Annotated in this window: 27 protein-coding genes; 15 read left to right on the top strand and 12 right to left on the bottom strand. The window is 44.5% G+C overall.

What is annotated here, in order from left to right; all coding sequences use genetic code 11:
- Nucleotides 1–14: 14 nt before the first annotated feature.
- Together SDEN_RS08610 and SDEN_RS20940 are read right to left on the bottom strand one after the other, a co-directional pair.
- Nucleotides 15–1,517, bottom strand: coding sequence for a leucine-rich repeat-containing protein kinase family protein (locus SDEN_RS08610; protein WP_232279939.1), 1,503 nt, complete (start codon nt 1,515–1,517; stop codon nt 15–17).
- An 8-nt stretch (nt 1,518–1,525) separates the two neighbouring features.
- Nucleotides 1,526–1,660, bottom strand: a complete 135-nt coding sequence (locus tag SDEN_RS20940) for a hypothetical protein (RefSeq protein ID WP_269571451.1) — start codon at nt 1,658–1,660, stop codon at nt 1,526–1,528.
- Nucleotides 1,661–1,675: 15 nt separating this feature from the next.
- Between SDEN_RS20940 and yqfB the strand changes: the two genes are divergently transcribed.
- Nucleotides 1,676–2,065: a N(4)-acetylcytidine aminohydrolase gene (gene yqfB, locus SDEN_RS08605; RefSeq protein WP_011496093.1), complete on the top strand. Its 390-nt coding sequence runs from the start codon at nt 1,676–1,678 to the stop codon at nt 2,063–2,065.
- A gap of 30 nt (nt 2,066–2,095) precedes the next feature.
- Here yqfB and SDEN_RS08600 read toward each other — a convergent pair whose 3' ends face one another.
- From SDEN_RS08600 to SDEN_RS08590, 3 genes are all read right to left on the bottom strand, one after another.
- Nucleotides 2,096–3,478, bottom strand: coding sequence for a class II fumarate hydratase (locus tag SDEN_RS08600; protein ID WP_041406171.1), 1,383 nt, complete (start codon nt 3,476–3,478; stop codon nt 2,096–2,098).
- Nucleotides 3,479–3,545: 67 nt separating this feature from the next.
- Nucleotides 3,546–4,628, bottom strand: a complete 1,083-nt coding sequence (locus tag SDEN_RS08595) for an AI-2E family transporter (RefSeq protein WP_011496091.1) — start codon at nt 4,626–4,628, stop codon at nt 3,546–3,548.
- A 217-nt stretch (nt 4,629–4,845) separates the two neighbouring features.
- Nucleotides 4,846–5,064, bottom strand: coding sequence for a sulfurtransferase TusA family protein (locus SDEN_RS08590; protein WP_011496090.1), 219 nt, complete (start codon nt 5,062–5,064; stop codon nt 4,846–4,848).
- Nucleotides 5,065–5,214: 150 nt separating this feature from the next.
- On the opposite strand from SDEN_RS08590, the gene SDEN_RS08585 reads away from it, so the two are divergent.
- The 4 genes from SDEN_RS08585 (at nt 5,215) to SDEN_RS08570 (ending at nt 9,677) form a co-directional block, all read left to right on the top strand.
- Nucleotides 5,215–6,687: a M48 family metalloprotease gene (locus SDEN_RS08585; RefSeq protein ID WP_011496089.1), complete on the top strand. Its 1,473-nt coding sequence runs from the start codon at nt 5,215–5,217 to the stop codon at nt 6,685–6,687.
- Between the two features lie 146 nt (nt 6,688–6,833).
- The gene (gene arsC, locus SDEN_RS08580; RefSeq protein ID WP_011496088.1) at nt 6,834–7,184 is read left to right on the top strand and encodes an arsenate reductase (glutaredoxin); all 351 of its coding nucleotides are present in this window, start codon (nt 6,834–6,836) and stop codon (nt 7,182–7,184) included.
- Between the two features lie 4 nt (nt 7,185–7,188).
- A complete protein-coding gene (locus tag SDEN_RS08575) occupies nt 7,189–7,614 on the top strand; it encodes a DUF2069 domain-containing protein (protein ID WP_049763090.1) in 426 nt (141 codons plus the stop codon).
- A 74-nt stretch (nt 7,615–7,688) separates the two neighbouring features.
- Entirely contained in the window at nt 7,689–9,677 is a 1,989-nt protein-coding gene (locus SDEN_RS08570; RefSeq protein WP_011496086.1) for a hypothetical protein, read from the top strand.
- 68 nt (nt 9,678–9,745) lie between these two features.
- Here the strand turns inward: SDEN_RS08570 and hda are convergent, their stop codons facing one another.
- Both hda and SDEN_RS08560 read right to left on the bottom strand, forming a co-directional pair.
- Nucleotides 9,746–10,456 carry a DnaA inactivator Hda gene (gene hda, locus SDEN_RS08565; protein WP_011496085.1) on the bottom strand — a complete coding sequence of 237 codons (711 nt, stop codon included), beginning with the start codon at nt 10,454–10,456 and terminating at the stop codon, nt 9,746–9,748.
- 65 nt (nt 10,457–10,521) lie between these two features.
- Nucleotides 10,522–11,670, bottom strand: coding sequence for a DUF2066 domain-containing protein (locus tag SDEN_RS08560; protein WP_232279938.1), 1,149 nt, complete (start codon nt 11,668–11,670; stop codon nt 10,522–10,524).
- Between the two features lie 122 nt (nt 11,671–11,792).
- Here SDEN_RS08560 and SDEN_RS08555 point away from each other — a divergent pair, with 122 nt between their 5' ends.
- Nucleotides 11,793–13,016, top strand: a complete 1,224-nt coding sequence (locus tag SDEN_RS08555) for a uracil-xanthine permease family protein (RefSeq protein WP_011496083.1) — start codon at nt 11,793–11,795, stop codon at nt 13,014–13,016.
- A gap of 100 nt (nt 13,017–13,116) precedes the next feature.
- On the opposite strand, the gene grxD is transcribed toward SDEN_RS08555, so the two are convergent.
- Entirely contained in the window at nt 13,117–13,452 is a 336-nt protein-coding gene (grxD, locus tag SDEN_RS08550; protein ID WP_011496082.1) for a Grx4 family monothiol glutaredoxin, read from the bottom strand.
- A 221-nt stretch (nt 13,453–13,673) separates the two neighbouring features.
- Between grxD and sodB the strand changes: the two genes are divergently transcribed.
- From sodB to SDEN_RS08530, 4 genes are all read left to right on the top strand, one after another.
- Nucleotides 13,674–14,258 carry a superoxide dismutase [Fe] gene (sodB, locus tag SDEN_RS08545; protein WP_011496081.1) on the top strand — a complete coding sequence of 195 codons (585 nt, stop codon included), beginning with the start codon at nt 13,674–13,676 and terminating at the stop codon, nt 14,256–14,258.
- A 293-nt stretch (nt 14,259–14,551) separates the two neighbouring features.
- The gene (locus SDEN_RS08540) at nt 14,552–16,486 is read left to right on the top strand and encodes a PrkA family serine protein kinase (protein WP_011496080.1); all 1,935 of its coding nucleotides are present in this window, start codon (nt 14,552–14,554) and stop codon (nt 16,484–16,486) included.
- Between the two features lie 60 nt (nt 16,487–16,546).
- The gene (locus SDEN_RS08535; RefSeq protein ID WP_011496079.1) at nt 16,547–17,812 is read left to right on the top strand and encodes a YeaH/YhbH family protein; all 1,266 of its coding nucleotides are present in this window, start codon (nt 16,547–16,549) and stop codon (nt 17,810–17,812) included.
- 9 nt (nt 17,813–17,821) lie between these two features.
- Nucleotides 17,822–19,336 carry a SpoVR family protein gene (locus SDEN_RS08530; protein WP_011496078.1) on the top strand — a complete coding sequence of 505 codons (1,515 nt, stop codon included), beginning with the start codon at nt 17,822–17,824 and terminating at the stop codon, nt 19,334–19,336.
- Nucleotides 19,337–19,427: 91 nt separating this feature from the next.
- Here the strand turns inward: SDEN_RS08530 and fadR are convergent, their stop codons facing one another.
- Nucleotides 19,428–20,147, bottom strand: a complete 720-nt coding sequence (gene fadR / locus SDEN_RS08525) for a fatty acid metabolism transcriptional regulator FadR (RefSeq protein WP_011496077.1) — start codon at nt 20,145–20,147, stop codon at nt 19,428–19,430.
- A gap of 477 nt (nt 20,148–20,624) precedes the next feature.
- On the opposite strand from fadR, the gene nhaB reads away from it, so the two are divergent.
- Both nhaB and dsbB read left to right on the top strand, forming a co-directional pair.
- The gene (gene nhaB, locus SDEN_RS08520) at nt 20,625–22,211 is read left to right on the top strand and encodes a sodium/proton antiporter NhaB (RefSeq protein ID WP_011496076.1); all 1,587 of its coding nucleotides are present in this window, start codon (nt 20,625–20,627) and stop codon (nt 22,209–22,211) included.
- Nucleotides 22,212–22,309: 98 nt separating this feature from the next.
- Entirely contained in the window at nt 22,310–22,837 is a 528-nt protein-coding gene (gene dsbB / locus SDEN_RS08515) for a disulfide bond formation protein DsbB (protein ID WP_011496075.1), read from the top strand.
- Nucleotides 22,838–22,895: 58 nt separating this feature from the next.
- Here dsbB and SDEN_RS08510 read toward each other — a convergent pair whose 3' ends face one another.
- The 3 genes from SDEN_RS08510 to SDEN_RS08500 are packed head-to-tail and all read right to left on the bottom strand — an operon-like array spanning nt 22,896 to nt 24,734.
- Entirely contained in the window at nt 22,896–23,336 is a 441-nt protein-coding gene (locus SDEN_RS08510) for a YcgN family cysteine cluster protein (RefSeq protein WP_011496074.1), read from the bottom strand.
- A 60-nt stretch (nt 23,337–23,396) separates the two neighbouring features.
- Nucleotides 23,397–24,386: a lytic murein transglycosylase gene (locus SDEN_RS08505; RefSeq protein WP_011496073.1), complete on the bottom strand. Its 990-nt coding sequence runs from the start codon at nt 24,384–24,386 to the stop codon at nt 23,397–23,399.
- Between the two features lie 60 nt (nt 24,387–24,446).
- Complete coding sequence (locus SDEN_RS08500) at nt 24,447–24,734, bottom strand: YcgL domain-containing protein (protein ID WP_011496072.1); 288 nt, start codon at nt 24,732–24,734, stop codon at nt 24,447–24,449.
- A gap of 123 nt (nt 24,735–24,857) precedes the next feature.
- Here SDEN_RS08500 and minC point away from each other — a divergent pair, with 123 nt between their 5' ends.
- Genes minC through minE form a run of 3 tightly spaced genes read left to right on the top strand, consistent with a single transcriptional unit; the run spans nt 24,858 to nt 26,631 of the window.
- Nucleotides 24,858–25,523: a septum site-determining protein MinC gene (gene minC, locus SDEN_RS08495; RefSeq protein ID WP_011496071.1), complete on the top strand. Its 666-nt coding sequence runs from the start codon at nt 24,858–24,860 to the stop codon at nt 25,521–25,523.
- Nucleotides 25,524–25,552: 29 nt separating this feature from the next.
- Entirely contained in the window at nt 25,553–26,362 is an 810-nt protein-coding gene (gene minD, locus SDEN_RS08490) for a septum site-determining protein MinD (protein ID WP_011496070.1), read from the top strand.
- Nucleotides 26,363–26,364: 2 nt separating this feature from the next.
- On the top strand, nt 26,365–26,631 hold the full coding sequence (gene minE, locus SDEN_RS08485) for a cell division topological specificity factor MinE (protein ID WP_011496069.1): 267 nt from the start codon (nt 26,365–26,367) through the stop codon (nt 26,629–26,631).
- The last annotated feature ends 55 nt before the right edge of the window (nt 26,632–26,686 follow it).

Raw genomic sequence — 26,686 nt, 5'->3', positions numbered from 1 at the left:
CCTAACTTAAGCCTCTATCTTAAAAGCCCATAACGCAAGCCCAGCCTGTTGAGCTGCTCACACAACAGCTTAAACCTCGGCCTTTCATGAGTCACCTCTGTTAAGCAGGCTTGTTTGATGGCCGTTAAGTCGTTGACTAATCCTTTATCTAAATCAGTAATGCTAACTAAGCCTAGTAGATCATCCATGAGACAAGCAAAAGCGCGGACTTCAATCTGCTCCATGGCAAGTTGCTGGCCAAGTGACAAATTCGATAAATCCGTCGCCGCGCCAAAATCGCCAAAAATCACCTTATCGTCGCCATCTATCAAGATATTATGGGCATACACATCCCCGTGGCTGACGCCTTTATCATGCAAGTGGGCCATGGCATCAGCTATCTGTGTTGTGATAGTAAGAATTTGAGCGGCAGAAAACTCAGTGCCACAGACAAAGGTATCTCGGGTGCAAGTGATAAGTGATGGCGGCAGACCAAGATTAGTAAAGCGCGGCGCTATCAAGCCCATCACTAACCCCAGCGCCTCTGGCTGATTTATCTGCCCCAGCACAGGAATAATATTAGGATGTAAACCCACTTTTAAGCTGCAGGCTAACTCATTGCTTGGGTAGCCATCACTGGTGACCGCCCCTTTAAACAGCTTTACCGCCACAGATTTAGGAAAATCCACGTCTGCCGCTTGCCACTGTGCTTGATAAATGATCCCAGATGCGCCCCGGCCAAGCTCACGGCCTACATCAAGTTGCGACATAGCCACTAAGGGCAAAGCAGTATCCAAATGGCCTGTGGCGTTTGATGAGCCGCTTGATGATGAGCTAATTGGCGCGGTATTGCCCATAGCCTGTGTCATAGATGAAGTCACAGCTTGAGTCACAGGATTGCCATCAAAAGCCAGCCAAGATAATCGCGGCAAGCTAAATAACCATGAAGGCAACTCGGTTAACTTGTTAGCAGAAACTCTCAATAACTCAAGACGCTGACAGGCCGCCATAGACTCAGGTAAACGCTCAATGGCATTGCCCGCCAAGGCGCATTTTTGCAGCAGGGTTAACTGCCCCATGGAATCTGGCAATTGCGTTATCTTGTTATCGGTTAAAATCAACCAACGCAGCCCTAAGGGCAAGCAATCTTCTGCCACATATTCTATTTGATTAGCCTTAAAACCCACCATGGATAATTTAGGGCAATGGGCTAACACCTTTGGCAACTGCGTGAAGTGATTATCTGATAGAAATAGGATCTTCAATGCATGAAAACGGCCAAAGTCATCGGGCAACTCAGTCAACTGATTGGCTGATAAATCTAATGTTTCCAGGGTGTCCGCCAGTAAAAACAGCGGCCTTGGAAACTCAGTCAAACCCGCAGACAACTGAAAACGTTTGATGCTTGAGAATTCGGCAAGCTTGACTGCCTGCTCTGCCGTGCTTAACTGAGAAAGGAGTGTTAATTGTTCAAGGAGTGCAAGAGATGAAAGCTCAGTGGCTGGCAATACTGGTGATGTGACGGCTGAAATGTGCAAAATATAACCTAATGGGATTTTCTATGGCCTAATAATACCCAAGCTTGCCCCAAGACGAAAGCCACAGTCTGTATTCTTGCGGCACTTTCCCCTTGTGAACCCTGAGTCTGCCCTTTACAATTAAAGCTTAACACTTTTGCCATTGAAATTGTCCTTCTATGAGTACGCCCCCAACCAGCAAGGCATCTAATAGCACCCTTGAGCCCTCAACCTCAAGCAGCGCTGCTGAGGCCCAGACCCGCATCTCATTTTTCGAGCGTTTTGAAGCCGATATTTTAAGTCAGCGTAAGACCATTACCCTTCGAGAGTGGGCTGATGCCAAGGTGTATCCCGGGCAAATTATTCCAGTGTTCACCTTTGAGACCCAGCGCTGGTTTTGCGACATTCAAATCATCAGCCGTCAAGCCATACAGTTTGATGCATTAAACTCTGCTCACGCTGAACAAGAAAACATGCCATTAGCCGAACTAAAAGACTTGATCCAAGTCATTTACCCCGGCATTAGTGAGCTATTTGAAATAAAGTTTACATTAAAAACAGAGTGTTAATCTCCACTCATAGATGCAAAGAGAGAAGCGTTACTTGGCTATCCCGCCTTGGGTGAGTTTATAAGGGTCGAGTATGGCCTCAAGACTGGCCCTATCCAGATTAGTTTCTTCTTCGGCTACATCTATAATGGGCCTATGCTGTTCATAAGCTTTTTTAGCGATTTTAGCGGCATTTTCATAGCCTATGATGGGATTGAGGGCAGTGACTAGAATGGGGTTAAGACTTAAGGCCTGTTTAAGCCTGTGCTCATTCACAGTAAAGCCTAGGATGGCTTTATCTGCTAAAGCGACACTTGCGTTGCTTAAGAGCTCAATGCTCTGCAGAAGGTTGTAAGCAATGACAGGCAACATGACATTGAGTTCAAAATTTGAAGATTGCCCGGCTATGGTAATACAAGTGTCATTGCCTATGACTTGAGCGGCTATCATGGCCACAGCTTCTGGAATAACCGGATTCACTTTGCCAGGCATGATGGACGAGCCAGGTTGCAACTCAGGTAAAGCAATTTCCCCTAAGCCTGCCAAGGGGCCAGAATTCATCCAGCGCAAGTCATTAGCGATTTTTGTCAAACTCACGGCGCAGCCTTTCAATTCACCAGACACGCTGACGGCGATATCTTGGCTGCCGATAGCGCAAAATAAATTCTGACTTTGCGCAAACTTAACCCCGGTTTTAGCGCTGAGCACAGTGCAAAAACGCGCGGAGAAATCCTCGTGAGCATTGACGCCAGTGCCAACCGCAGTCCCCCCCTGAGCCAAACTCAATAATTGTTGTAATCCATGAGTTAATCTTTGCTGGGATTGTTTTACTTGCCATGCCCAACCCAATATTACTTGAGACATGCTCACTGGCATGGCATCCATCAGGTGGGTGCGACCGGTTTTGACTAAGCCCTGCAAGGTGACGGCTTTTTGTTCTAATAGTGAGGTGAGGTGTTCAAGCGCCGGCAATAATTGCTTGGATATGGCCAGAGCTGCGCTCAAGTGAATACAAGTGGGGATCACATCATTACTGCTTTGACTCATATTGACATGATCGTTCGCCGATATAGTAAGTCCAGATAATTGCGCAGCCAATCTGGCAATTACCTCGTTGGCATTCATGTTTGTGCTGGTGCCCGAGCCAGTTTGAAACACATCGACAGGAAACTCTGTGAGGTGTTTCCCATCAATAATGGCTTGGCTTGCGGCCACTATCGCCTCACAACGTTGGCTGTCTAACAGTCCCAACTGAGCATTAGTTTCGGCCGCTGTCTGCTTTATTAATGCCAGAGACTCAATAAATGCCTTAGGCATCACCAAGCCACTGAACTGAAAGTTATCCAGCGCCCTTTGTGTTTGCGCGCCATAGAGCGCCTTTTTAGGCACACTAACCTCGCCCATGCTATCTGACTCGACTCTAAATTGACTCATAGACATCATTACCCTTTGTTCAAACGGCTTAAGCCGTGAGGATGATTAATGAGGCTAAGTCTAGTCGTTATTCACTGTCGAGTTTGGGCTGAGTTTGCTGTTGGTCATTAGGCCAAGCATTAATTACGGCTTTGACTAAGGAAGCTAAAGGAATAGCAAAGAACACGCCCCATACTCCCCACAAGCCGCCAAACACCAGTACAGCAGCGATGATCAATACAGGATGCAAGTCCACAGCGTCAGAAAATAGTAATGGCACCAAGACGTTACCATCGAGTGCTTGAATAATTCCGTAGCCTAACATTAGGTAGCCAAATTCAGAGCTAAACCCCCACTGAAAGAACGCCACTAACGCGATAGGCAAGGTCACTAAGGTGGCGCCCACATAAGGGATTAACACAGAAAAGCCAGTTAATACCCCAAGCAAGGCGGCATAACGTAAATCCATCACGGCGAAGAAGATATAACTGGCAACGCCCACCACCACAATTTCAATCACCTTACCGCGAATGTAATTGAAGATTTGCTGGTTCATCTCAAACCAGACCTTACGGGCGAGATCCCGTTTACTGGGAAAGAAACGTTTGCTGCTGGCGATAAGCTCTTGTTTATCCTTTAAGAAGAAAAACACCAGTAAAGGAACCAAAATGGCGTAAACCATCAGCACCAATAAGGAAGCCGAATAACCCAATAACTGCCGACCAAAATCCAGTAAATGCTCGGTATCTAATAGCTTTTTAAGCTCTAAGATCATAGCTTCTATTTGTTCTTGGCTGATAAATTGCGGGTATTGCTGACTATAGACAGTCACTGTCTGTAGGCCTTTATCTAACATACTCGGCAGGTCAGTAATCAGGGCGGCACCCTGCTTCCAAAGGCTTGGCACTAAACCAAATGCCATGAGTAACACTAGACCGATAAATAAAATCAATACCAGAGAGGCGCCCGTTGTACGATTGACCCCTATGCGAGCGACCTGGGCCACAGGCCATTCCAGTAGATAAGCTAAAACCAACGCCACTAAAATGGGCGCTAGCAATCCTGCCGCGAAGTACAGCAACAAGGCTAAGCTGGTTAAAATCAGTACTAAGGTAATGGCATGGGGATCGCTAAAGCGGGCTTTGTACCAATCGGATAAAAATGTCAGCATTTACTACCACCCTAAATTTTTTGATTGAAACTGATGTTGAGATGAAAAACTAACTGCACCTTGGTAAAACTTAACAAAAACGTGGGTTTGGCTCATTGTTATGGAACTCGAGTCAGCTAATATAGACTAGCTCAAGAGTGATTAACACCCTAGTATTCAAAAGCCGTGATACTGCTGTATTTTTTGCCTCACCCGTTACCATAATATGGCTAACCGACTAAATGACACTGACAATGATGCTCAATAATTGGGCATTGTCGTCGATAATTTCAAAGGGATAAGCCGTTTTTTTAAGATAAGCGGGAACATCTTGGCGAGAGCCTGGGTCTGATAGTAACAACTGCATTTTATCACCTACTGCCAACTGCTTTAAGTTGAGCTTGGTCTGCACTAAAGGATAGGGGCAAGAGTAGGCGGTTAAATCAATAATTATCATTCTGATCTTGCTTTAAGTAAACTAGGGCTATTATCCTAGCTTAGTTGCAAAATCACAAGGCTTGCCTTTGAGTATAAAAGGCAGAAAGTGTTTTAGCTTAAGTACTTATACAGTACACTTCATTGACTCATTTAGCGTAAAAGGCATAGTTTGCGTAATATTAGATTATCTAAGATTTCCACTGGCATTATTCTCGGGGCCGCGTCGATATTATTCAGCGCAGGCATAGCCAAAAGCTTTGCTAGCAGTGACCTTCCCGATCTCGGCACCGCAGCCGTTAACACCTTAAGTTTAGAAAAAGAAATGATTTTTGGTGATGCCTATATGCGCGTCATTCGCTCTTCGGCGCCCATGCTTAACGATCCCGTGCTAAATCAATATTTGTCTGAACTTGGCAATAAGTTGGTGGCCCATGCCACAGGGGTCAAGACCCCATTTTACTTTTTTCTCCTCAATAACGATGAAATCAACGCCTTCGCCTTCTTTGGCGGCCATGTTGGCGTCCATACTGGGCTGTTTCTTAATGCGGATTACGAGAGTGAATTAGCTTCTGTTTTGGCCCACGAAGTAACCCACGTTACCCAGCGTCATTTAGCCCGTTCATTTGAAGCTCAGCAAAAAGCCACGCCAGCGACCGTAGGCGGCATGTTAGGGGCAATATTATTGACCATAGCGGCGCCCCAAATAGGCATTGCAGCCCTTGCCACCACTCAAGCGTTAGCCACACAGGCCAGAATAAACTACACACGTTCAAATGAAAAAGAAGCCGACCGCATCGGTACTCAAACCTTAGTTGATGCCGGTTTTGACCCGAATGGCGCGGCAGATTTCTTTGGTAAAATTGCCCTTCGCTACCGCTTTACCACTAAACCGCCGCAGATGTTGCTCACCCACCCTCTACCTGAATCTCGGATAACAGAAGCTCGTAACCGCGCGACGCAATACCCAAAACGCTATATTCCCGACAGCCTTAATTTTCATCTTGCTAAGGCGAGGATCCAAGTCCGTTACTCATCTTTTAGCGATGATTCAGCCTTGGCACTCTTTGAAACTCAGTTAAAGAAACAAGATTATAGTTTCAAAGCCGCAGCGCTTTACGGTAAAGCCTTGGCCCTGTATCGCCTCGAAAAATTACCTGAAGCTGAAGTCATCATCAATGAATTGTTAGCCCTAGATGGTCAAAACCTTTTTTACTTAGATGCTAAAACAGATTTATTGATCGAGCGTAAGGCGTTTACGGATGCCATAAGTTTACTCGAGGCGCAGCGCAAACTTAAACCCAGCTCTCAAGTTATCAATGCCAACTTAGCCAATACTTATATACAAGCCGAACAAGCCCATAAGGCCATACCCATTTTAGAAGAGCTTATTTTCTTCGATAAAAAGAGCCAGCTCCCTTATCAGCTATTGACTGAGGCGTATAACAAGTTAGGTAATAAAGCCATGGAGCATTATGCCAATGCCGAATCCATGGCATTAATGGCCAATTATCGCGGCGCTATCGACCAACTGAATTATGCTTATCGCTACTCGGAAGGTCAGAGTTTGCAAATTGCCCGTATCGAAGCGCGCATTAGGCAATTTAGAATAGCTGAAAGGGATCTTGAAGCCTTGCAGCGCTAAGGGCGTAATACCCACACAGCGTCCTTAATAGGGTTCACTACACTGGCCCTATTTTGTTACACTTGCCGCTTAACTTCTGTCTTGTTAGTCAAGCCTAGAAGTTAACTAAAACATGCAGGTTTTTAATCCAAGTATAAGAGTACCCCATGACTGAAATCAGTATTTATCACAATCCACGCTGCTCTAAAAGCCGTGAAACCTTAGCCCTACTGGAAAACCGTGGTCTGAAAATTAAGGTAGTCGAATACTTAAAACAGACGCCCACTGCCGATGACATCGCTGAGCTATTACGCCGGCTTAATATCTCAGCAAGGCAGTTGATGCGTACCAAGGAAACCGAATACAAGGCCCTAGGCTTAGATGATATCAGCCTAACTGAGGCTGAACTCATCCAGGCTATGATCAGCACACCAAAGTTGATTGAGCGCCCCATAGTACTGGCTAATGGCAAAGCAGCCATAGGTCGCCCTCCTGAAAACGTATTAGCGATATTATAAAATGATGACTTCTCAGCACTTATTTCAACTCAGCCGCCTTGGTTACTTAGGCCTTATTTGCCTGCTCGCCGGCCGTTTTATCACCCAAGGTTTAGAAGGGCAGTATTCATTATTGTTTAGCTTATTGTGGATAATCCCTATCCTGTTACCGGTAAGAGGCATCATTAAGGGCCACCCTTATACCTATGCTTGGGCGAGTTTTATCTTGTGTTTGTATATGCTGCACGGTTTAACCTTACTTTATGTCACAGAAACAGCACAAATTTTTGCGTTAATTGAAGTGGTACTCATAGGGCTACTACTGTTAAGTTTTCCCTTCTATGCCAGATTGCGCGGACGCGAGCTTGGCCTTGGATTGAAGAAGAAATCTGTAGTAGAAGCTGAAGAACGCGCGGCAGTCGAAGCGGCAAAACTATCAAACACGAAATAATCACAATAATAAATTAACTGCTGCGCCATACTTACTGCTTGAATAGTAAGATTATTTAAATAGGGATGGTGAATATGGATATACAATATAAGCGGGTTTTAGCCGGCAGCCTTTGCTGCATGACACTATTAAGTGCTTGTGGTGGAGGCGGTTCAGATGGAACAGCCCCAGTCGCCCCGCCTGTTATCACGCCGCCCACGACCCTGCCGCCAGTCAGTAGCTGCACTGCGAGCAATCAGCTTCAAACTGTCACCACAGGGACAGATTTAAGCTTCATGATTGAAAGTCATTATCAAGTCGGCCAATCGGCCATGATACTGGCAAAGCTTACTAACCGTAATACTGCAGGGCTACGTTTTAGCTGGCAGCAAACTGCGGGGCCAGCCCTTGCATTGGCCAGCGTCAACAGCCCCCTATTAGCCTTTGATCTCATTGAGGCGGGCAGTTATGAGTTTACCCTAACCACCCAAGTTCAAAGTACTAATCAACAGTTCGCCAGCGCAGCAGTGCAAATTAATGTGGATGCTAGTCAGAGCAATCAACTCAATGTTCGCTTAGATCATCAAGTGGTTGAAAATAATGATATTAGTCTAAGGCTTGGGCGCAAAAACAACCAGGCTATCGGCAATATTAGCTGGTGTCAGGCAAGTGGCCCCACTGTCAGCCTTAATCTTGATGACAAGGAAAAACCCCTCTTTACGGCGCCTAACGTCAACCAAGACGAAGTCATTCATTTAATCGCCAGTGGTGAGTTTGGCGGAGAAAGCTTAACCGATGACGTATACCTACTTGCCACCCAAGAGAGCAGTATAAGCTCGAGCTATTTCGACACGCCTGTTGCGCGAACTCACAGTTATACTCAGTCAAGCTACAGTCAAATATTGACGGGCTGCGTCTATTCCAATCAGTTGGTCAATGCCTGTAACGTAATGACTCGCTTGCCACTGATAGGTCAGGTGAGTCCCAATGCCAGCCGCGCTGCCATCATGGACAGAGTGGTGGTGTCTCACGATTGGATGGGCAAGAACTTTGAAGCTTTCTTAACCCAAGTGGACATGAATAGCGACTTTGCCAAATTGCTGCAGTCTGTCACTGCTATCGTCATCAGCTATGATATTAGGCCATCTTTCTACTGGGTAGTGACCGGTGCCATCTATTTGGATCCTGAAAACCTCTGGCTCACCCCAGCTCAGCGAGACACCATTAATGAAGCCGCCGATTATCGCAGCGATTTTGGTAAAGAACTCAACTTTTTAATGCCTTGGCGCTATGTGAAAAATAACCAATACGCCAGTCAATCCTTTGCTAAAACTCAGCGCCAACCTCGCACGATTGCCGATCTGACGCCGAGCCTAGCATCGCTGTTATATCATGAACTGGCCCATGCCAATGACTTCTTCCCACGCAGCGTACATAGTAATATTCAAGGCCCAACCCTACTGGACGATTTTAGCCGTAGAAATAATGCCAAGGCGTTGATTTCAGACCAATTAAGTGCAAACTTTCCGCTATTAAGCCAACAGATGTATGCCTTGGCAAAGGTAAGTTTTAAGGGCGACACGGCTACCAGCCTAGATAAAAGCTATCAATCAAGCGATGTGGCAAGTTTCTTCGCTCCAGACAAGGCCAACGATTATTATGCCTATACTTCAACCCGAGAAGATGCCGCCATGTTATTTGAAGAAGCCATGATGAGCTATCGTTTGGGCATAAGGCGTGATGTGGCTGTGACAGACAAGCCAGCCAATGCCAGCGCAGACACCATAGTAGTAGCCTTTGGACAACGGGGCCGTATCGCAGATCCAAGCATAAAAAGTCGAGTCAGTTATGTTTTAGATAATATGATGCCAGAGCTCAATAGCCAGACTGTACTTGCTGCCCTCCCCCCGGTGCAGCAGATGACAGTTGGCCAGAGCTGGGCTGCAAACTTGAGTCTAAGCAATCCCAGCCCTGCAAATGCCAAGGCAGCTAAAACAAGTGCTGACGCTCAACAGCCATTAACTGAAAGGGTGAATAACATGCCGCTTCAGCTCAGCGGCGATCACCACGGTAAAGCCCAATAAGAAATACAACGAATAACAATAAGGCCAGCAAATGCTGGCCTTATTGTTGTCATAGGTGGTTGGACTAACTACAACCTAAGCATTTCTTTAATAAAGGGTATGGTCAGCTTACGCTGATGCACCATTGAGGCTTTATCTAGCTTATCGAGCACATCAAATAAGGTACGCAGGTCTCGTGCCATTCGAGTCAATAAAAAGCGCCCTACCTCATCTGAAAGCTGTAACCCCCGCATGGCAGCACGGCGCTGCAATGCCAGTAACTTCTCATCATCTGCCATAGGTTGGAGTTGATAAATTAACCCCCACTGCATCCGTGACACTAAGTCAGGTAATAAAAAACCCGCTTCCGTTGGCGAGGCTTTACCACTGACAATCAAATGACAATCTTTGTGCTCAGCAATGCGATTATAGAGATGAAATATCGCCTCTTCCCAAATGGGGTGACCTGCGATGGCATCAATATCATCGATACAGATAAGCTCAAGGGATTCTAAGCCTTCGAATAACGCCGGTGAAATACTGGCGTGGATCCCGAGGGGAATATACAAGGTACGCCTGTCTTTATCGTTCGCTAACGCACAGGCGGCGTGCATCAGATGCGTGCGGCCGGACTTTACCGGTCCGTAAATATACAAGGAAGAACTTAATCCCCCTTGCGCACTGGCTTGCAACTTTTGGATCAGTTCATCATTACCCGAGGCCGGGTAATAACTCTGAAAAGTTTCATCGTCAGGTAAATAGACGGGTAAAGATAACTGTCTCGGTGAGTTTTGGGTCACTCAATGCTCTCAAAATTAAATCAAACTCGCAGTGTGAGTCTAACATAGACTCATACTGCACATAACTAACCGCGCCACTGATAGAGTAATTCTTGGGCCGATGTGCTTTGCGGCGCATAATAAGCATCGACGCCCCCTTGACTGTCTATGGCATTCAGGCGAGGGTCTAAATTCAATAACCGCTGCAGATCTTCCACTGTGCCAAATAGTTCAACCTGATAGCGAATGCTGTCACCTTTTATCTGGCTTACTTTAATATTTTTGACCGCACTCAATTGGCGTAAATAACTTTCTAAGGCCACAGTTTGAGTCATTTTGCCGAGGCCCATAAAGGTGACTTCAGTTTCATTACCTTCACCTGTTGCTGCTATCGCATATTGGCTAACAAAGTAGTTGGCTAACTTCTCCATCACATCTTTAGCCGCTTGCTGATAATCCGCAGCTTGACCTTGATGTCGCAATAATGGCATCAAGACGCCATTGGTACGGGTTTTATCGTACAAGGCAAGGGTAAAATTAATGTGAGAACCTTGCTTATCGAAATCGACCAAAGTGAAATAATCTGCCTGATAACGGTTCGATGCTTTTGACACAGGCTCAACAAACATGCCGCGAACATCGGTCACGTTTACCGCCATCAAATCATCTAAATCCAACACAGGTAACAACACGGGTATGCCATTGTTGCGTGATGAAAGCTCCAGTTCTTGACGCAGTTCAGATACTGATGAATCAGCCAATAGCACTTTATCGCCCCCTTCATCTAGCGCTAACCAGAACAAGGTCAAAGGACGTTGGCTACCCCAGACGGGTAAATCTGCTTGTCTTAAGGTATTGATAATTCTTTGATGATCAAAGCTTGCCGTGAGAATTAATTCGCCGTTAACCTCAGTGTAGCCATACTGAACCAGTAATACATCGGGCTGTTTAAGCTGCATTTTCACTAGGGGATGCGCTAGCACGCTTGGCGTACCCGAATTTTTAAGAAATACAGATGCCAGGGCCTGCCCTAAGGCTTTTGCTTTGACATCATTGGCACGGGATGCCACCACCACCTCAGCTTCATCTAGCTTGGAAATCTCGACGCCTTGGCTTAACGAGGTGAATAGCAACAGGCTCAGGGCAAATAATTGAGTAATTAATGGTTTCATTGGCATTTTTTTCAACATTTGATCGGATAAACGCATTAAAAATAAGTGCACTGAGTGTAACATAATAAAATTCTCTGGAATATTGATATCCATGACCTTAGGGTCATCAAATTCAATCCGAGAAACCCTACAAATTAGAAACTAATTAAAATCATAAAAGTAAGCTCGACTTACTGGAGAACATCATGAATCGCCTGTTAATCCCACTTCAAGGTGCACAAATGCTGTTTGTTGCATTTGGTGCCCTCGTACTCATGCCTTTGCTCACAGGGTTAGACACCAGTGTTGCCCTGTTTACCGCAGGTCTTGGTACCCTGCTATTTCAATGGGTGACAAAACGGCAAGTGCCTATTTTTTTAGCCTCATCCTTTGCGTTTATCGCCCCAATTCTCTACGGAGTGCAAACCTGGGGGATCCCCGCCACCATGGGGGGCTTAATGGCCGCAGGTGTGGTTTACTTGTTATTAGGCTTGATGGTGAAAGTCCGTGGTAGCGGCTTTATTAATACCTTACTGCCTCCCGTCGTTGTAGGGCCTGTGATCATCATCATAGGTCTAGGACTTGCACCCGTAGCGGTGAATATGGCATTGGGCCGCTCAGGGGATGGCAGCATTGAAATTGTGGCTCAATCTACTGCCTTGATCATTTCATTGCTGGCATTATCGAGCACCATTATCGTGGCCGTATTTTCAAAGGGCATACTAAAGCTAATGCCAATACTGGCTGGAATTCTAGTGGGTTATGCCGCCAGTTTAAGTTACGGTATAGTGGATTTTAGCCCTGTGACTCATGCAGCTTGGCTTGCCATTCCCAATTTTGTGGCCCCTGAATTCCACTGGCAAGCCATTGCCTTTATGATCCCTGTCGCCATCGCGCCTGCCGTTGAACACATAGGTGATATTTTGGCCATTTCCAATGTGACAGGTAAAGATTTTATCAAGAAACCTGGGCTTCATCGTACTTTAGCCGGTGACGGTATCGCCACTATTGCGGCCTCTGCCTTAGGCGGGCCACCTAATACCACCTACAGTGAAGTCACTGGGGCCATCACACTCACCAAAATTTTTGACCCAAAAATCATGACCTGGACGGCAGTAATAGCCATTGTTCTCGCTTTTGTGGGTAAACTGGGGGCCTTAATGCAAACTATCCCAGTGCCTGTCATGGGCGGCATCATGTGTCTGCTGTTTGGCTCTATCGCGGCGGTGGGGTTAAATACCTTAATTCGCAATCAAGTGGACTTAGCCGAGCCAAGAAACTTGAGCATAGTTGGCGTGACCTTAGTATTCGGCATTGGCGGCATGGCATTTGGTATTGGTGAGTTTAGCCTAACTGGCATAAGCCTATGCGGCATAGTGGCCATTGTAATGAACCTAGTGCTGCCCAAAGTGAAAACAGTCGCAACCTAAAGTCATACTTCATTGCTTTAAACTAAAAACGCCCAAGGCATCAATGCATTGGGCGTTTTGTTAGCAACTCGCGCTCGGCTTGTTGCTCAGTTCAGCGACTCTACTCGGCTTCGGTGCGAAATTTATCAGCCGTTGCTTTAATCATTGGCTGAAGTTCACCTTTTTGGAACATGTCAGTGATAATGTCACAACCGCCAATCAACTCGCCTTCAATCCAAAGTTGTGGGAATGTTGGCCAGTTAGCATATTTAGGCAATTCGGCACGAATATCTGGGTGTTGTAAAATATCAACGAAAGCAAACTGCTCACCACAGTTAATCATGACTTGAGCCACTTGCGATGAAAAGCCACAGCTTGGAAGCTTAGGAGAGCCTTTCATATAGACTATGATTGGGTTTTCAGAGATTTGCTGCTTAATCTTTTCTACGGTTTCCATTTGGGTTCCTAATTAGGATGAGATTGCCTATATTGTACGCCAGCTGGGGGCAGAACAAAAACCCTGAGTTTGTAGGGTTTTTGTAGATATTGACCAAGCGTATGATATTTAGTGAAACAATGATGCACATCACAAAATTTATCAGTACAATATCGCCAGTGAGCAAACGCATCAAGTCGTGATTGATTATAACGATAACCTAAGTTTATGGAGAAATACTAATGGCTTTCGAATTACCAGCATTACCCTATGCAAAGAACGCACTCGAACCACACATTTCACAAGAAACGATTGAGTTTCACTATGGAAAACACCACAACACTTATGTTGTTAAGCTTAACGGCCTAGTTGAAGGTACTGAATTTGCTAACAAAACTCTTGAAGAAGTCGTTAAAACTTCATCAGGCGGCATGTTCAACAACGCTGCACAAGTGTGGAACCACACCTTCTACTGGAACTGCCTAGCCCCTAACGCAGGTGGCCCAGCAACTGGCGCTATCGCAGCGGCTATCACAGCTTCTTTTGGTTCTTTCGAAGAATTCCAAGCTAAGTTCACTGACTCTGCCATCAATAACTTCGGCAGCGCTTGGACATGGCTAGTGAAGAAAGCCGATGGTTCTTTAGCTATTGTTAACACCAGCAACGCTGCTACGCCGCTAACTGACGAGTCTGTGACTCCGTTGATGACAGTTGACGTGTGGGAACATGCTTATTATGTTGATTACCGTAACGCTCGCCCTGAATACCTTGCCCATTTCTGGCAATTGGTAAACTGGGAATTTGTGAACGCAAACTTCGCAGCATGAGCCTAATCGCATAATATGAGCCTAGCTCATACCATCAAGGAGCCCAAGTTGGCTCCTTTTTTTTGCCGCTAAATAACCATTTCCTCTGCTAATGTTTGCATGTTGAGTTTTGCAACTATTGCGTTTGCAACTATTTGTTATTGTTTTTATTCTATTTTTATTAAAACTATTTCGCGCATCCCCTAAAGCTGTCCTAAACTTTCCCTAGGTAAATGAAGATTTATCCCCCTTGCTTAACCTGTCAATGCAAGGTGTATAAATTGACTTATTAGCGTTCGGTGTTAGGGGGTTTTATGAGTATTTTCGAGCACTACCAACAAAGATATGAGAAAAAGCTCGACGAAGAATACACGTTAGAGCAGTTTCTCGACATCTGTAAGCAAGATAGAAGCGCTTACGTCACCTCTGCCGAGCGGCTATTAATGGCCATTGGTGAAGCAGAAGTCATAGATACGTCCAAGAAGCCAATTTTAAGCCGGATCTTCTCCAACCGACTTATCTCCCAATACCCTGCATTTAAAGATTTTTATGGCATGGAGGATGCCATTGAACAAATTGTTGCCTATCTCAAGCATTCGGCTCAAGGGCTTGAAGAATCGAAGCAAATCTTATACCTGCTGGGTCCTGTGGGTGGCGGTAAATCATCACTGGCTGAAAAGCTTAAAGCCTTAATGCAGAAAATTCCTGTGTACATTCTGTGTGCCAACGGAGTGAGAAGCCCAGTGAATGACCACCCATTTTGCCTATTCGATGTGGAAGAAGATGGCAAGTTACTTCGCGATGAATATGCCATACCCACCCGATACATTAAAACCATTATGTCCCCTTGGGCGGTGAAACGTCTGCATGAGTTTGGCGGTGATATCAGTAAATTCAGGGTGGTGAAAGTCTTCCCCTCTGTATTAGATCAACTCGCAATCGCCAAAACTGAACCAGGAGATGAAAATAATCAGGATATTTCTGCCTTAGTCGGTAAAGTGGATATACGTCAGCTGGAGCATTTCTCTCAGGATGATGCCGATGCTTATGCTTATTCAGGCGCTTTGTGCCGTGCAAACCAAGGGTTAATGGAGTTTGTGGAGATGTTTAAAGCCCCCATTAAGGTACTGCACCCACTGCTTACCGCAACCCAAGAAGGTAATTATAACGGCACTGAGGGTCTGTCAGCCCTGCCCTATAATGGCATTATTTTGGCTCACTCTAACGAATCTGAGTGGACCACATTTAGAAATAATAAAAATAATGAAGCCTTTCTTGACCGAGTGTATATCGTCAAGGTGCCCTATTGCTTAAGGGTGTCTGAAGAAATGGCTATCTATCAAAAATTGTTAATCAATTCAGAGCTATCAAAAGCCCCTTGTGCCCCTGGCACCTTAGAAACATTGGCCCAATTTAGCGTGTTATCTAGGCTTAAAAACCCAGATAATTCATCGATTTACTCAAAAATGCGTGTCTATAACGGTCAAAGCTTAAAAGACACAGATCCAAAAGCCAAATCCTATCAAGAATACCGCGACTATGCGGGGGTCGATGAAGGCATGCAAGGTCTGTCGACCCGTTTCGCCTTTAAAATACTCTCTCGGGTGTTTAACTTCGATCATGTGGAAATTGCCGCTAACCCAGTGCACTTATTCTATGTATTGGAAAAGCAAATCGAACAGGAACAATTCCCCGCCGATGTGAGTGAGCGTTATCTTGAGTTTTTAAAAGGCTACCTCATCCCTAAATACGTAGAATTTATCGGCAAAGAAATTCAAACCGCGTATTTAGAGTCTTACTCTGAATACGGTCAGAATATCTTTGACCGCTATGTAACCTACGCTGATTTTTGGATCCAAGATCAAGAGTATCGCGATCCTGAAACAGGACAATTGTTTGACCGTGCCGCCCTAAACGCTGAGCTTGAAAAAATCGAGAAGCCCGCAGGGATAAGTAACCCTAAGGATTTCCGTAACGAGATAGTGAACTTTGTACTGCGTGCTCGGGCCAATAATGATGGTAATAATCCATTGTGGACCAGTTATGAAAAACTGCGTGTAGTGATTGAAAAGAAAATGTTCTCCAATACCGAGGATTTATTACCTGTCATCTCCTTTAATGCCAAAACCTCTACCGATGATCAGAAGAAACACGACGATTTTGTCAATCGCATGATGGATAAAGGTTACACCAAAAAACAAGTCAGATTATTGTCCGAGTGGTATTTAAGGGTGCGAAAATCCTCTTAAGCCCCACTGACCAAGGTGCGGTGCTTGCGCCGCACCATCCTCTCGACTTGGAAGGTGCCTATGGCAAATTTTATTGATAGACGCTTGAATGCAAAAGGCAAAAGCACTGTCAATCGGCAGCGTTTTATCGAGCGATATAAAAAACAAATCAAACAAGCCGTCAGCGATGCTGTGACTCGTCGCAGTGTGACTGACATAGACAAAGGTGAAAAGGTCAGCATTCCTACCAAGGACATCAGTGAGCCCATGTTTCGCCAAGGAAAGGGAGGCGTACGTGAGCGTGTGCATCCTGGCAACGATAGATTCAACCGCGGCGATAAAATTGATCGTCAAAAAGGCGGTGAAGGTGGATCAGGTCAAGGTGAGGCGAGTGATTCTGGAGAGGGTGATGATGATTTTGTATTTCAAATTTCAAAGGATGAGTATTTAGAACTGTTATTTGAAGATCTAGAATTGCCCAACTTACAAAAAAACCGCTTAAATAAATTAGTGGAATATCAGATTTACCGCGCGGGCTTCACCAACGATGGGGTTCCTGCCAACATCAATATCGTGCGTTCACTGCGATCATCCCTTGCAAGACGCATCGCCATGTCGGCGGGTAAGAAAAAACAATTAGCGGTTTATGAGGCAGAACTTGAACTGCTTGAGAATACCCCCGGCGCCAAAGCCGAAGCCATTCTGGAGTTAAAAGAGAAAATCAGCGAACTGAAAAAGCAAATAGCCAAAGTGCCTTTTATTGATACCTTTGATCTGCGCTTTAATAATTTCGCCAAACGTGAAAAGCCCTCTAGCCAAGCTGTGATGTTTTGCTTGATGGACGTCTCAGGCTCCATGGATCAAGCCACTAAGGACATGGCTAAGCGATTTTATATCTTGCTGTACTTATTTTTAACCCGCACCTACAAAAATCTGGAGGTTGTCTATATCCGCCATCACACTCAAGCCAAGGAAGTCGATGAACATGAATTTTTCTACTCTCAAGAAACCGGCGGTACCATTGTATCTAGCGCCTTGAAATTAATGCATGAAATACAGCAAGACAGGTACCCCGCGAACGAATGGAATATCTACGCCGCACAAGCCTCAGACGGTGACAACTGGGCCGATGACTCCCCCTATTGTCGCGACTTGCTGACCAATAAAATATTGCCGCTTGTGCGCTATTTCAGTTACATAGAAATAACCCATAGATCGCATCAAACATTGTGGAATGAATACGAAAAACTACAACAAAGCTTCGACAACATTGCTGTGCAGCACATCAAAGACGCAGGAGATATTTACCCCGTCTTTAGAGAGCTATTTAGAAAGCAAGCAGTATAGGGGAACATTATGGCCAAACGACGCACAAAACCACTTGATGATGGACCCGAATGGACCTTTGATTTGCTGCAAGCCTATCTTACTGAAATCGAGCGAGTGGCAGGCATTTATAAAATAACCAGCTATCCAAATCAAATCGAAATCATCACTGCCGAACAAATGATGGATGCGTATGCGGGTATTGGCATGCCCATAGGTTACACCCATTGGTCATTTGGCAAAAAGTTTATTGAAACCGAACAAGGCTATCGCCGCGGTCAAATGGGCTTAGCCTATGAAATTGTGATTAACTCTGATCCTTGTATTGCCTATTTAATGGAGGAGAATACCATTACCATGCAGGCATTGGTGATTGCTCACGCCTGCTTTGGTCACAATAGTTTCTTTAAAAACAACTACTTATTCGAATCCTGGACAGAAGCCAGCTCCATCATAGATTATTTGGTATTTTCCAAAAACTATATCCGTGAATGTGAGCTTAAATATGGCATAGAACAAGTTGAATTAACTTTAGATTCTTGCCATGCATTAATGAATTATGGCGTCGATAGGTATAAGCGCCCCAGCAAAATCTCTTTAAAAGAAGAGCAAGATCGCCAGCAAGATAGAGAAGCCTACCTGCAAAGTCAGGTCAATGATCTATGGCGTACCGTACCGACGACTCAGTCTGAGGCAAGCCACAGCAACAAACCCAACTTCCCAGCCGAACCTCAGGAGAATATACTCTATTTTATTGAGAAAAAGGCGCCATTATTAGAGCCTTGGCAGCGAGAAATTGTCAGAATAGTGCGAAAGATGGCACAGTATTTTTATCCGCAAAAACAAACCCAAGTCATGAACGAAGGTTGGGCGACTTTCTGGCATTATACTATCCTCAATCACCTCTATGACGATGGCCTAGTCACAGACAGATTTATGTTGGAGTTCCTTCAAAGCCACACAGGCGTAGTGGCACAACCTAGCTACAACAGTAAATATTATTCCGGCATCAACCCTTATGCTCTTGGGTTTAGCATGTTTGTGGATATTCGCCGTATTTGTGAACATCCTACCGATGAAGATAAAATTTGGTTTCCCGACATTGCCGGCAGTGACTGGTTAACCACACTGCATTTCGCCATGAAAAATTTTAAGGACGAAAGCTTTATTAGCCAATATCTCTCCCCTAAAATCATTCGTGATTTTAAATTCTTCAGTATTCTAGATGATGAAAAACGCAGCCAGATGTCAATTTCAGCCATTCACGATGAACAAGGCTATAAAGACATACGCTTTCAGCTGTCTCAGCAATATAATCTGTCAAATTTAGAACCTAATATTCAAGTGCAAAACGTCAAAGTGAATGGCGATCGCTCATTAACCTTAAGACATATCCCAAGTAACCACATCCCATTAGACGGTAGTCTAGACGAAGTGCTAAAACACCTTCATCGTCTATGGGGTTTTGATGTGTCACTGGAGCAAGTTGATGAACAAGGGGAAGTCACAGTGCTGGGTACATGCGTGACCGATGGCGCCGACTAATGTCGTCATAAATAGTGGCTGATGGTGGGTTTAGATGACTGCAAATAAATAATGCCCTAATTAGGGCATTATTTATGACGATATGACGCGATTAGCTTTTATCTTGGGCGATGTCTGCGGGCATATCATCTCGCAGTCTTTGCCACATTTTACCGCTATTGATACCATAGCTGCGCATCACTGCTGGCACATCAATGTAGTTCTTAGCTAGGGCAAGCTTTTCTAATTCCACATAAAAATTCAGTGCTAAGGCTCTGGCATCGCTGCTGGAAAAATAGTAACGACCCACTCGGCTATACAAGCCTTTAAAACCATTCAATATCAATACATAAAGTGGGTTGCCAGAAGAAAATGCCAGTCTATGATGTAATTGGTAGTCAAACTCAGCAAAGGCTTCTGCGGTGTTTTCAAGTTGGTGAATACCGGCAAGCACGTCTACGGCTTGATCAGGATTATTTCTTAAGGCACCACGGAAATAAATTGCGCTGACATTGGTTCTTGCAGATAACAATTGATCAACCAAGACAGGAAAACCTTCCGGATTTAAATCGGCGATAGTCTCAAGAATATTCAGCCCAGAGGTTTCCCAGAAGTTATTCACCTGAGTCGGTTTACCGTGTTGGATCTTCAGCCAACCATCCCTCGCAAGGCGCTGCAATACTTCACGTAACGTGGTGCGAGTTACCCCGATAAGCTCAGAAAGTTCCCGTTCAGCGGGTAAAATAGACCCTGGTGGGAACTTATTATCCCAAATAGAACGCACAATATATTTCTCTGCAAAACTTGCAGGTCCTTTGGCATTGATAATCATCAGCCTAAACATCCCATTGCGATTTAATGTGACTGATCATACCAGAGCCACCCAAAATGGAAACCATTGATATTAAACTCAGCCCCATATTCACAGCAGATAGCCTAATTTTGGCCAATGACTTGAGCTAAAGGTAAAATTTCTGTTAATTTTTCAGCTTTTAGGAAGCTGATCACAAATTCATGCGTTACAATGATTTGGGGATTAAGCTAGACTGGTTCGCCCAGAGTTTAAATGCCAATTTGTGAGAGTAACAACTTGAATGAAAAGCTTTTAGCGTATATTTTCTAAGGTAATGGCTTTTTAGCCCTAACTTAGATGCTAATACAACAATATTGCAACATCTGGGTGTTCTTATCGCCCTTGCTCTGCATTTAAACAGAGTAAATTGGCAAGGCAAATGTTAAACGGCTTAAAATTAGGGTGCCCTATGTAGGTACTCATGAATATCACTTTCAACCAATTGGAGAGGCGTCTATGCCTGCGAACAAAATTGATGCGTTATTTGTTAACTTTTTAGGAAATTCTCCCAAATGGTACAAACTCGCTATTTTGTCATTTCTAGTCATTAACCCATTAATATTTTTCTTCATTAACCCCTTCGTCGCTGGTTGGGTATTGGTCCTAGAATTTATTTTCACCTTAGCCATGGCACTTAAATGTTACCCGTTACAACCCGGTGGTTTGCTAGCCATTCAAGCTGTGGCTATCGGCATGACCTCCCCATCTCAGGTATTGCATGAAATCCAAGCCAATTTAGAAGTGTTATTACTGCTTATCTTTATGGTGGCAGGCATCTACTTCATGAAGCAGCTACTCCTTTTTGTGTTTACTAAGATGATCACTAAGGTACGCTCTAAAACCTATTTATCATTACTGTTTTGCGTCGCAGCGGCCTTCTTATCAGCATTCCTCGATGCATTGACTGTCATCGCGGTCATTATCGCTGTAGGCATAGGTTTCTACTCGATTTATCATAAGGTGGCATCCGGCAAAGACTTTAGTTCAGATCACGACCATACCTCTGAGTCCCATGATCAACTCAACGCCGATGATTTAGAATCCTTTCGTGGCTTTCTGCGTAACCTGCTAATGCATGCCGGTGTCGGTACCGCCCTTGGCGGTGTTTGTACCATGGTAGGTGAACCACAGAACTTAATCATTGCAGCCCAAGCCCATTGGCAATTCGGTGAATTCTTTATCCGAATGTCACCTGTGACCATACCTGTGCTTTTGTCTGGCTTATTGACCTGTGTGGTAGTCGAGAAATTAAAATGGTTCACCTATGGCGTACAACTACCAGAAAACGTCCATAAAATATTAAGCGATTACGATGCCTATGAAGATACGCATCGTAGTGACCGCGATAAAGTGAAGTTAATTATTCAAGCCTTGGTGGGTGTCTGGTTAGTTGCAGGACTCGCATTACACTTAGCTTCTGTGGGTTTAATTGGTTTATCCGTCATTATTTTAACCACAGCCTTTAACGGCATTACCGATGAACATTCTTTGGGTAAAGCCTTCGAAGAAGCACTGCCTTTCACTGCGTTACTTGCAGTATTTTTTGCGATCGTCGGCGTTATCATAGATCAAAGACTATTTGCCCCTGTCATTCAATGGGCGCTAACCTTCGAGGGCAATGCACAGCTCGTGGTCTTTTTCATCGCTAACGGGGTATTGTCTATGGTCAGTGACAACGTCTTTGTCGGTACCGTTTACATTAATGAAGTGAAAAGTGCTTTGCTTAGTGGTCAAATTACCCGAGATCAATTCGACTTATTAGCTGTGGCTATCAATACGGGCACCAACTTACCATCAGTTGCCACGCCCAATGGCCAAGCCGCCTTCTTGTTCCTATTGACCTCAGCTTTAGCCCCACTCATTCGCCTGTCTTATGGTCGAATGGTTATCATGGCACTGCCTTACACCCTAGTTTTGTCGATTGTCGGCATAGTGACTATCGAGTCAGGCTTCTTGGTGGAAATGACGCAGTATTTTTATGATAACAACATCATCATGCATCATTCAGCCAAAGAATTGACTGAAAGCGTGGTCGGACATTAATCCGCTTTCGTTGTCCTTCAATCAAAGAAACACCCTCTATTGAGGGTGTTTCTTTGATTTTTCTCGTATTCAGTGATAAAGATCATTAGGAGTTAATCTTGTCTAAATTAGTGACGTTTAGCCAGCAAAGAAGTGCATGGTTGATATTAATGTTCAGTGCATTAGGCCTTGAAGCCTCTGCACTGTATTTTCAATATGTGATGCTACTAGACCCCTGCGTCATGTGTATTTACATTCGTGTCGCTGTGTTAGGACTTATCTTAGCGGGACTGGTTGGCAGCATAGCACCGAGATTTTGGATAGTGCGGTTTTTGGGCATGTCACTCTGGGGAGTCAGCAGTGCATGGGGGGCGAAATTATCCTTTGAGCTTTATCAAATGCAGGCTAATCCCTCGCCTTTCTCTACCTGTTCATTCTATCCAGAATTTCCGACTTGGATGCCGCTGGATGCCTGGATGCCTTCCATTTTCATGCCAACAGGCATGTGCAGTGACATTCCTTGGACCATGATGTCACTGAGTATGACTCAATGGACCTTAATCGCCTTCGTTGGGTATTCAATCGCGTTTTTGCTATTCATCTACCCTGGATTACTGTACAAGAAACCCACTAATCCATACAGTTAACAGGCCATACCGTTAATAACCAGAGGCTGATGACGCCTGAACGGCCAAGGATGGTTGTTTAATCTATGTCTTTTAATGGCCAAAGTACGATGTGTTCTTCAATGTTACGCACTTTAATTTCACTGATGATTTTGTCTTTTACTGAAATGCCAGCCTTGTGCATGGCATCTTTAGAACCTGTCAGCAAGGGATGCCAACTGGGTAAGGTCCGACCTAAGTATAACCTGCGATAGGCACAGCTATCAGGCAACCAAGTCAAAGAAGCAATGTTTTCCACGGTAATGGCAGTGCATTCAGGCACGTATTCAAAACGTTCAGGGTAACGCTTGCAGCTGCAAGTTTCTAGATTGAGTAAATGGCAACTGGCATTGGTGTAGTAGAGTTCTTCTGTCTCATCATCGATAAGCTTATTTAAACAGCATTTGCCGCAGCCATCACATAAAGATTCCCATTCTGTTGGGGTCATTTCTGCCAAGGTTTTCTCTGTCCAAAAAGCCATACTCGCTGTCACGCCTACAATAAAGAAAAAGTCGGCGCATAATACACGACTTTTATCATATTATTTAATTCTTTCAGACAAATAGGTCGCAGCCAATAAGTATTTATCATCTTGATTGACCCGTTTAAGAGCCCGATAATTAAAATAAATCAGATACATGCGGCCATCTGTGCCATCGGGAGCGAGCAAGGACACCCGCATATCGTCACGATTGGGCAAATCACCGCCTTCGAAGCGCCTTATGCCTAATTGTTGCCATTCAGAGAAGGTTTTTTGCACTGCAAGACTGATATTGTCTGCACTAAGTGCTTTAGTAGCCCTAATTTGTCGGCCCCAAGTTGAGTCAGATTGCCAGCCTATGTCTTGTAGCATATTGGCTGTGGTTGTCATAGCATCGCTAATATCATGCCAAATATCGATATGACCATCACCACTGCCATCTTTAGCATAGGCTAAAAACTGGCTTGGTCTTATTTGCATATGACCCATGGTGCCCTGCTGGCTACTGGTGAGATCTTCAAAGCGATAGGGATAGCGTTCTAAAATTTTAAGAGCTGCAATAAATTCATCAATATAGAATAATTCACCATAATGATCCACTTGCCCGCTTAGACTCGCTTCAAAAGCCGATGAGGCCAACACAGATAGCACAGGATAACGCCCTTGGCGTTCACCAAAGTCGGAGCTCAAGCCCCATAGGGCAATAAGAAAGCGCGGTTGCACCCCATATTTAGTAGCAATATGATCAAAAGCTTTTTCGTTGGCTTGATAAAAAATGCGCCCAGTACTGACGAGAATATCAGGCACTTTCTTTGGGATGTATTGCTCTAGATTAGTGTTTTCGAAGACACTATTATGACCTTGAGCACGCTTGAAAGGCTTGATTTTAGGAAAGTGCTGCGCCACGGTCATAGGCGAGATGTTAGCTTCCAATGCGACACGCTTAAGCCCTGATAGATAATCAGAGAAAGTCGCCCCGCTCTCCTGCGCTGAAACAAGGTTACAGCAGGTTAGGTATACACAAAATACAACTACTGATTTGCAAAACATAAATCATCCTGATCTCACATTTTCAATCAACGCAAATTAAGCTAGCTCACATGACTATTTCTATGGCGCGTACTTATCTATCCCTAAGCTTAATTTGTGTTCTTCAAGTAAATTGGCTTTTGGCGGTGGCAATTGTAAATAGTAGCCTTTGTCTTTAAGCTCACTTCTTACTTTTTCAATATCTGCCATGGCCAAACTGGTTCGTTTCGATAATGGCACCAACATCACCAACTGAGGTGGGCCAAACATTGTCATTAATGCTTCAGGCACTGAACTGAAATCATCGCGTTTTTCGACGAATAGGTAGGTATCTAGCTTTCGGCGACTTTTATAGACTGTACAAATCATTTTAAGATAAATTTCCCAAGGTTCAACCTTGCTACTCAAGATTGCACACTATAACATGGTCAATTAATAAAATAATTCTAATTCAGTTTTGAACTGCACAATTTTTAGGGAATAAGTACCGAGATGAGCAAACAAAGTCTCGAGTTAAAGGCCACTTCTTTTACTCTGTCAGTACTTCATATTAAAAATCATGATCTGATTGCATTAGCTGCAGAACTGGATCAAAAACTGTCTCAAGCGCCGCAATTTTTTATCGGCGCCCCCTTAGTGATTAATCTCAAAGCCGTTGAGAAACACTGTCTCGATCTTAGCGCATTAAAAACCTTGCTTATGGACAGGCAACTTATTATTGTCGGTATCACAGAGGCAAGCCCAGAATTAATAGAACAAGCACGCGCCTTAGGCCTTGCTGTGATTAAATCCGGCAAGCAAGCAACCACTGCGCCACTGCCCCAAAGAGAAACCAAAGTCGTTAAACAAAATGTGCGCTCTGGACAACAAATATACGCCAAAAATGCTGACTTGGTTATTTTTGGTGCCGTGGGTAATGGCGCAGAAGTTATCGCCGACGGCAGTATCCATATTTATGGCGCCCTTAGAGGGAAAGCCATGGCAGGTGCTGCTGGGGATCACAATAGCGTGATAATCGCCAATTCTCTCGAAGCAGAACTCGTGTCTATTTCAGGCCAGTATTGGTTAGCGGAACATTTACAACAACACAGTTTAGATAAGCGTGCTTGCATCCGTCGTGATGGTGAGTCGTTAATGGTCGAAACATTGCCTCAATAATAATGGCAACTAGAAGGATAGAGATAAACATGGCACAGATTATTGTTGTCACTTCAGGTAAAGGCGGTGTGGGTAAAACAACATCGAGTGCAGCGATCGCGACAGGTTTAGCCCTTAAAGGTCATAAAACCGTGGTTATCGATTTCGATATTGGCTTAAGAAACCTTGATTTAATCATGGGTTGTGAGCGCCGAGTGGTGTATGACTTTGTCAATGTCATCAATGGTGAAGCAAACCTAAATCAAGCGTTAATCAAAGACAAGCGTTGCGATAAACTCTTTATTTTACCGGCTTCACAAACCCGCGATAAAGATGCCTTAACCAAAGAAGGCGTCGGCCGCGTATTAGATGACTTAAGCAAAGATTTTGACTTTATCGTCTGTGACTCTCCCGCTGGTATTGAGCAAGGCGCTATGATGGCACTTTATTTCGCCGATATTGCGATTGTGACCACTAACCCTGAAGTCAGTTCGGTTCGAGATTCTGACCGCATTTTAGGCATGCTGCAAAGCCGTTCTCGCCGCGCCGAAATGAGTCTTGAACCCATTAAAGAATACTTATTGTTAACCCGTTATTCCCCTGCCCGAGTAAAAACCGGTGAAATGCTCAGCGTTGAAGATGTCAATGACATTCTTGCAATCAACCTTTTAGGTGTTATTCCTGAGTCACAAGCCGTGCTTAAGGCATCAAACTCTGGCGTACCTGTCATCATAGATCAAGAAAGTGATGCAGGCCTTGCTTACAGCGATACCGTGGCACGATTACTCGGCGAAGAGGTGGCCTTCAGATTCGTTTCTGAGGAGAAAAAAGGGTTTCTTAAAAGGATATTTGGTAGCTAATTATGTCATTACTCGATTATTTCAGAAGTACAAAAAAACCTAACACTGCGAGCCTAGCCAAGGAGCGCCTACAGATTATTGTGGCGCATCAGCGAAGCGGACGAGGCGGCGGCGCACCTGAATATTTGCCTAAAATGAAGCAAGAAATCATCGAAGTGATCCGTAAATATGTACAGATATCGGAAGACCAAGTGTCTGTGCAGCTAGATCAAAACGATGACAATCTGTCTGTTTTAGAGCTCAATGTCACTTTGCCAGACACTAAGTAATCGCTCAAATACACTTAAGGCCCAATAATATGGGCCTTAAGTGTATCTATTTGAC

Origin of the sequence: Shewanella denitrificans OS217 (genome assembly GCF_000013765.1) — a bacterium.
GTDB classification, from domain to species: Bacteria; Pseudomonadota; Gammaproteobacteria; order Enterobacterales; family Shewanellaceae; genus Shewanella; species Shewanella denitrificans.
The sequence above is the reverse complement of the archived record's forward strand: the minus strand, read 5'-3'. Positions and strand labels throughout refer to the sequence as shown.

What these genes read in the sequence shown, in the direction of transcription:
- yqfB (WP_011496093.1), top strand. Translation starts at nt 1,676, where the DNA reads ATGAGTACGCCCCCAACCAGCAAGGCATCTAATAGCACCCTTGAGCCC.
- SDEN_RS08570 (WP_011496086.1), top strand. Translation starts at nt 7,689, where the DNA reads ATGGATATACAATATAAGCGGGTTTTAGCCGGCAGCCTTTGCTGCATG.
- SDEN_RS20940 (WP_269571451.1), bottom strand. Translation starts at nt 1,660, where the DNA reads ATGGCAAAAGTGTTAAGCTTTAATTGTAAAGGGCAGACTCAGGGTTCA.
- sodB (WP_011496081.1), top strand. Translation starts at nt 13,674, where the DNA reads ATGGCTTTCGAATTACCAGCATTACCCTATGCAAAGAACGCACTCGAA.
- SDEN_RS08530 (WP_011496078.1), top strand. Translation starts at nt 17,822, where the DNA reads ATGGCCAAACGACGCACAAAACCACTTGATGATGGACCCGAATGGACC.
- SDEN_RS08535 (WP_011496079.1), top strand. Translation starts at nt 16,547, where the DNA reads ATGGCAAATTTTATTGATAGACGCTTGAATGCAAAAGGCAAAAGCACT.
- minC (WP_011496071.1), top strand. Translation starts at nt 24,858, where the DNA reads ATGAGCAAACAAAGTCTCGAGTTAAAGGCCACTTCTTTTACTCTGTCA.
- SDEN_RS08595 (WP_011496091.1), bottom strand. Translation starts at nt 4,628, where the DNA reads ATGCTGACATTTTTATCCGATTGGTACAAAGCCCGCTTTAGCGATCCC.
- SDEN_RS08575 (WP_049763090.1), top strand. Translation starts at nt 7,189, where the DNA reads ATGACTTCTCAGCACTTATTTCAACTCAGCCGCCTTGGTTACTTAGGC.
- SDEN_RS08555 (WP_011496083.1), top strand. Translation starts at nt 11,793, where the DNA reads ATGAATCGCCTGTTAATCCCACTTCAAGGTGCACAAATGCTGTTTGTT.
- SDEN_RS08500 (WP_011496072.1), bottom strand. Translation starts at nt 24,734, where the DNA reads ATGATTTGTACAGTCTATAAAAGTCGCCGAAAGCTAGATACCTACCTA.
- SDEN_RS08510 (WP_011496074.1), bottom strand. Translation starts at nt 23,336, where the DNA reads ATGGCTTTTTGGACAGAGAAAACCTTGGCAGAAATGACCCCAACAGAA.
- fadR (WP_011496077.1), bottom strand. Translation starts at nt 20,147, where the DNA reads ATGATTATCAATGCCAAAGGACCTGCAAGTTTTGCAGAGAAATATATT.
- arsC (WP_011496088.1), top strand. Translation starts at nt 6,834, where the DNA reads ATGACTGAAATCAGTATTTATCACAATCCACGCTGCTCTAAAAGCCGT.
- nhaB (WP_011496076.1), top strand. Translation starts at nt 20,625, where the DNA reads ATGCCTGCGAACAAAATTGATGCGTTATTTGTTAACTTTTTAGGAAAT.
- minE (WP_011496069.1), top strand. Translation starts at nt 26,365, where the DNA reads ATGTCATTACTCGATTATTTCAGAAGTACAAAAAAACCTAACACTGCG.
- minD (WP_011496070.1), top strand. Translation starts at nt 25,553, where the DNA reads ATGGCACAGATTATTGTTGTCACTTCAGGTAAAGGCGGTGTGGGTAAA.
- SDEN_RS08600 (WP_041406171.1), bottom strand. Translation starts at nt 3,478, where the DNA reads ATGAGTCAATTTAGAGTCGAGTCAGATAGCATGGGCGAGGTTAGTGTG.
- SDEN_RS08540 (WP_011496080.1), top strand. Translation starts at nt 14,552, where the DNA reads ATGAGTATTTTCGAGCACTACCAACAAAGATATGAGAAAAAGCTCGAC.
- SDEN_RS08590 (WP_011496090.1), bottom strand. Translation starts at nt 5,064, where the DNA reads ATGATAATTATTGATTTAACCGCCTACTCTTGCCCCTATCCTTTAGTG.
- SDEN_RS08505 (WP_011496073.1), bottom strand. Translation starts at nt 24,386, where the DNA reads ATGTTTTGCAAATCAGTAGTTGTATTTTGTGTATACCTAACCTGCTGT.
- grxD (WP_011496082.1), bottom strand. Translation starts at nt 13,452, where the DNA reads ATGGAAACCGTAGAAAAGATTAAGCAGCAAATCTCTGAAAACCCAATC.
- SDEN_RS08560 (WP_232279938.1), bottom strand. Translation starts at nt 11,670, where the DNA reads ATGTTACACTCAGTGCACTTATTTTTAATGCGTTTATCCGATCAAATG.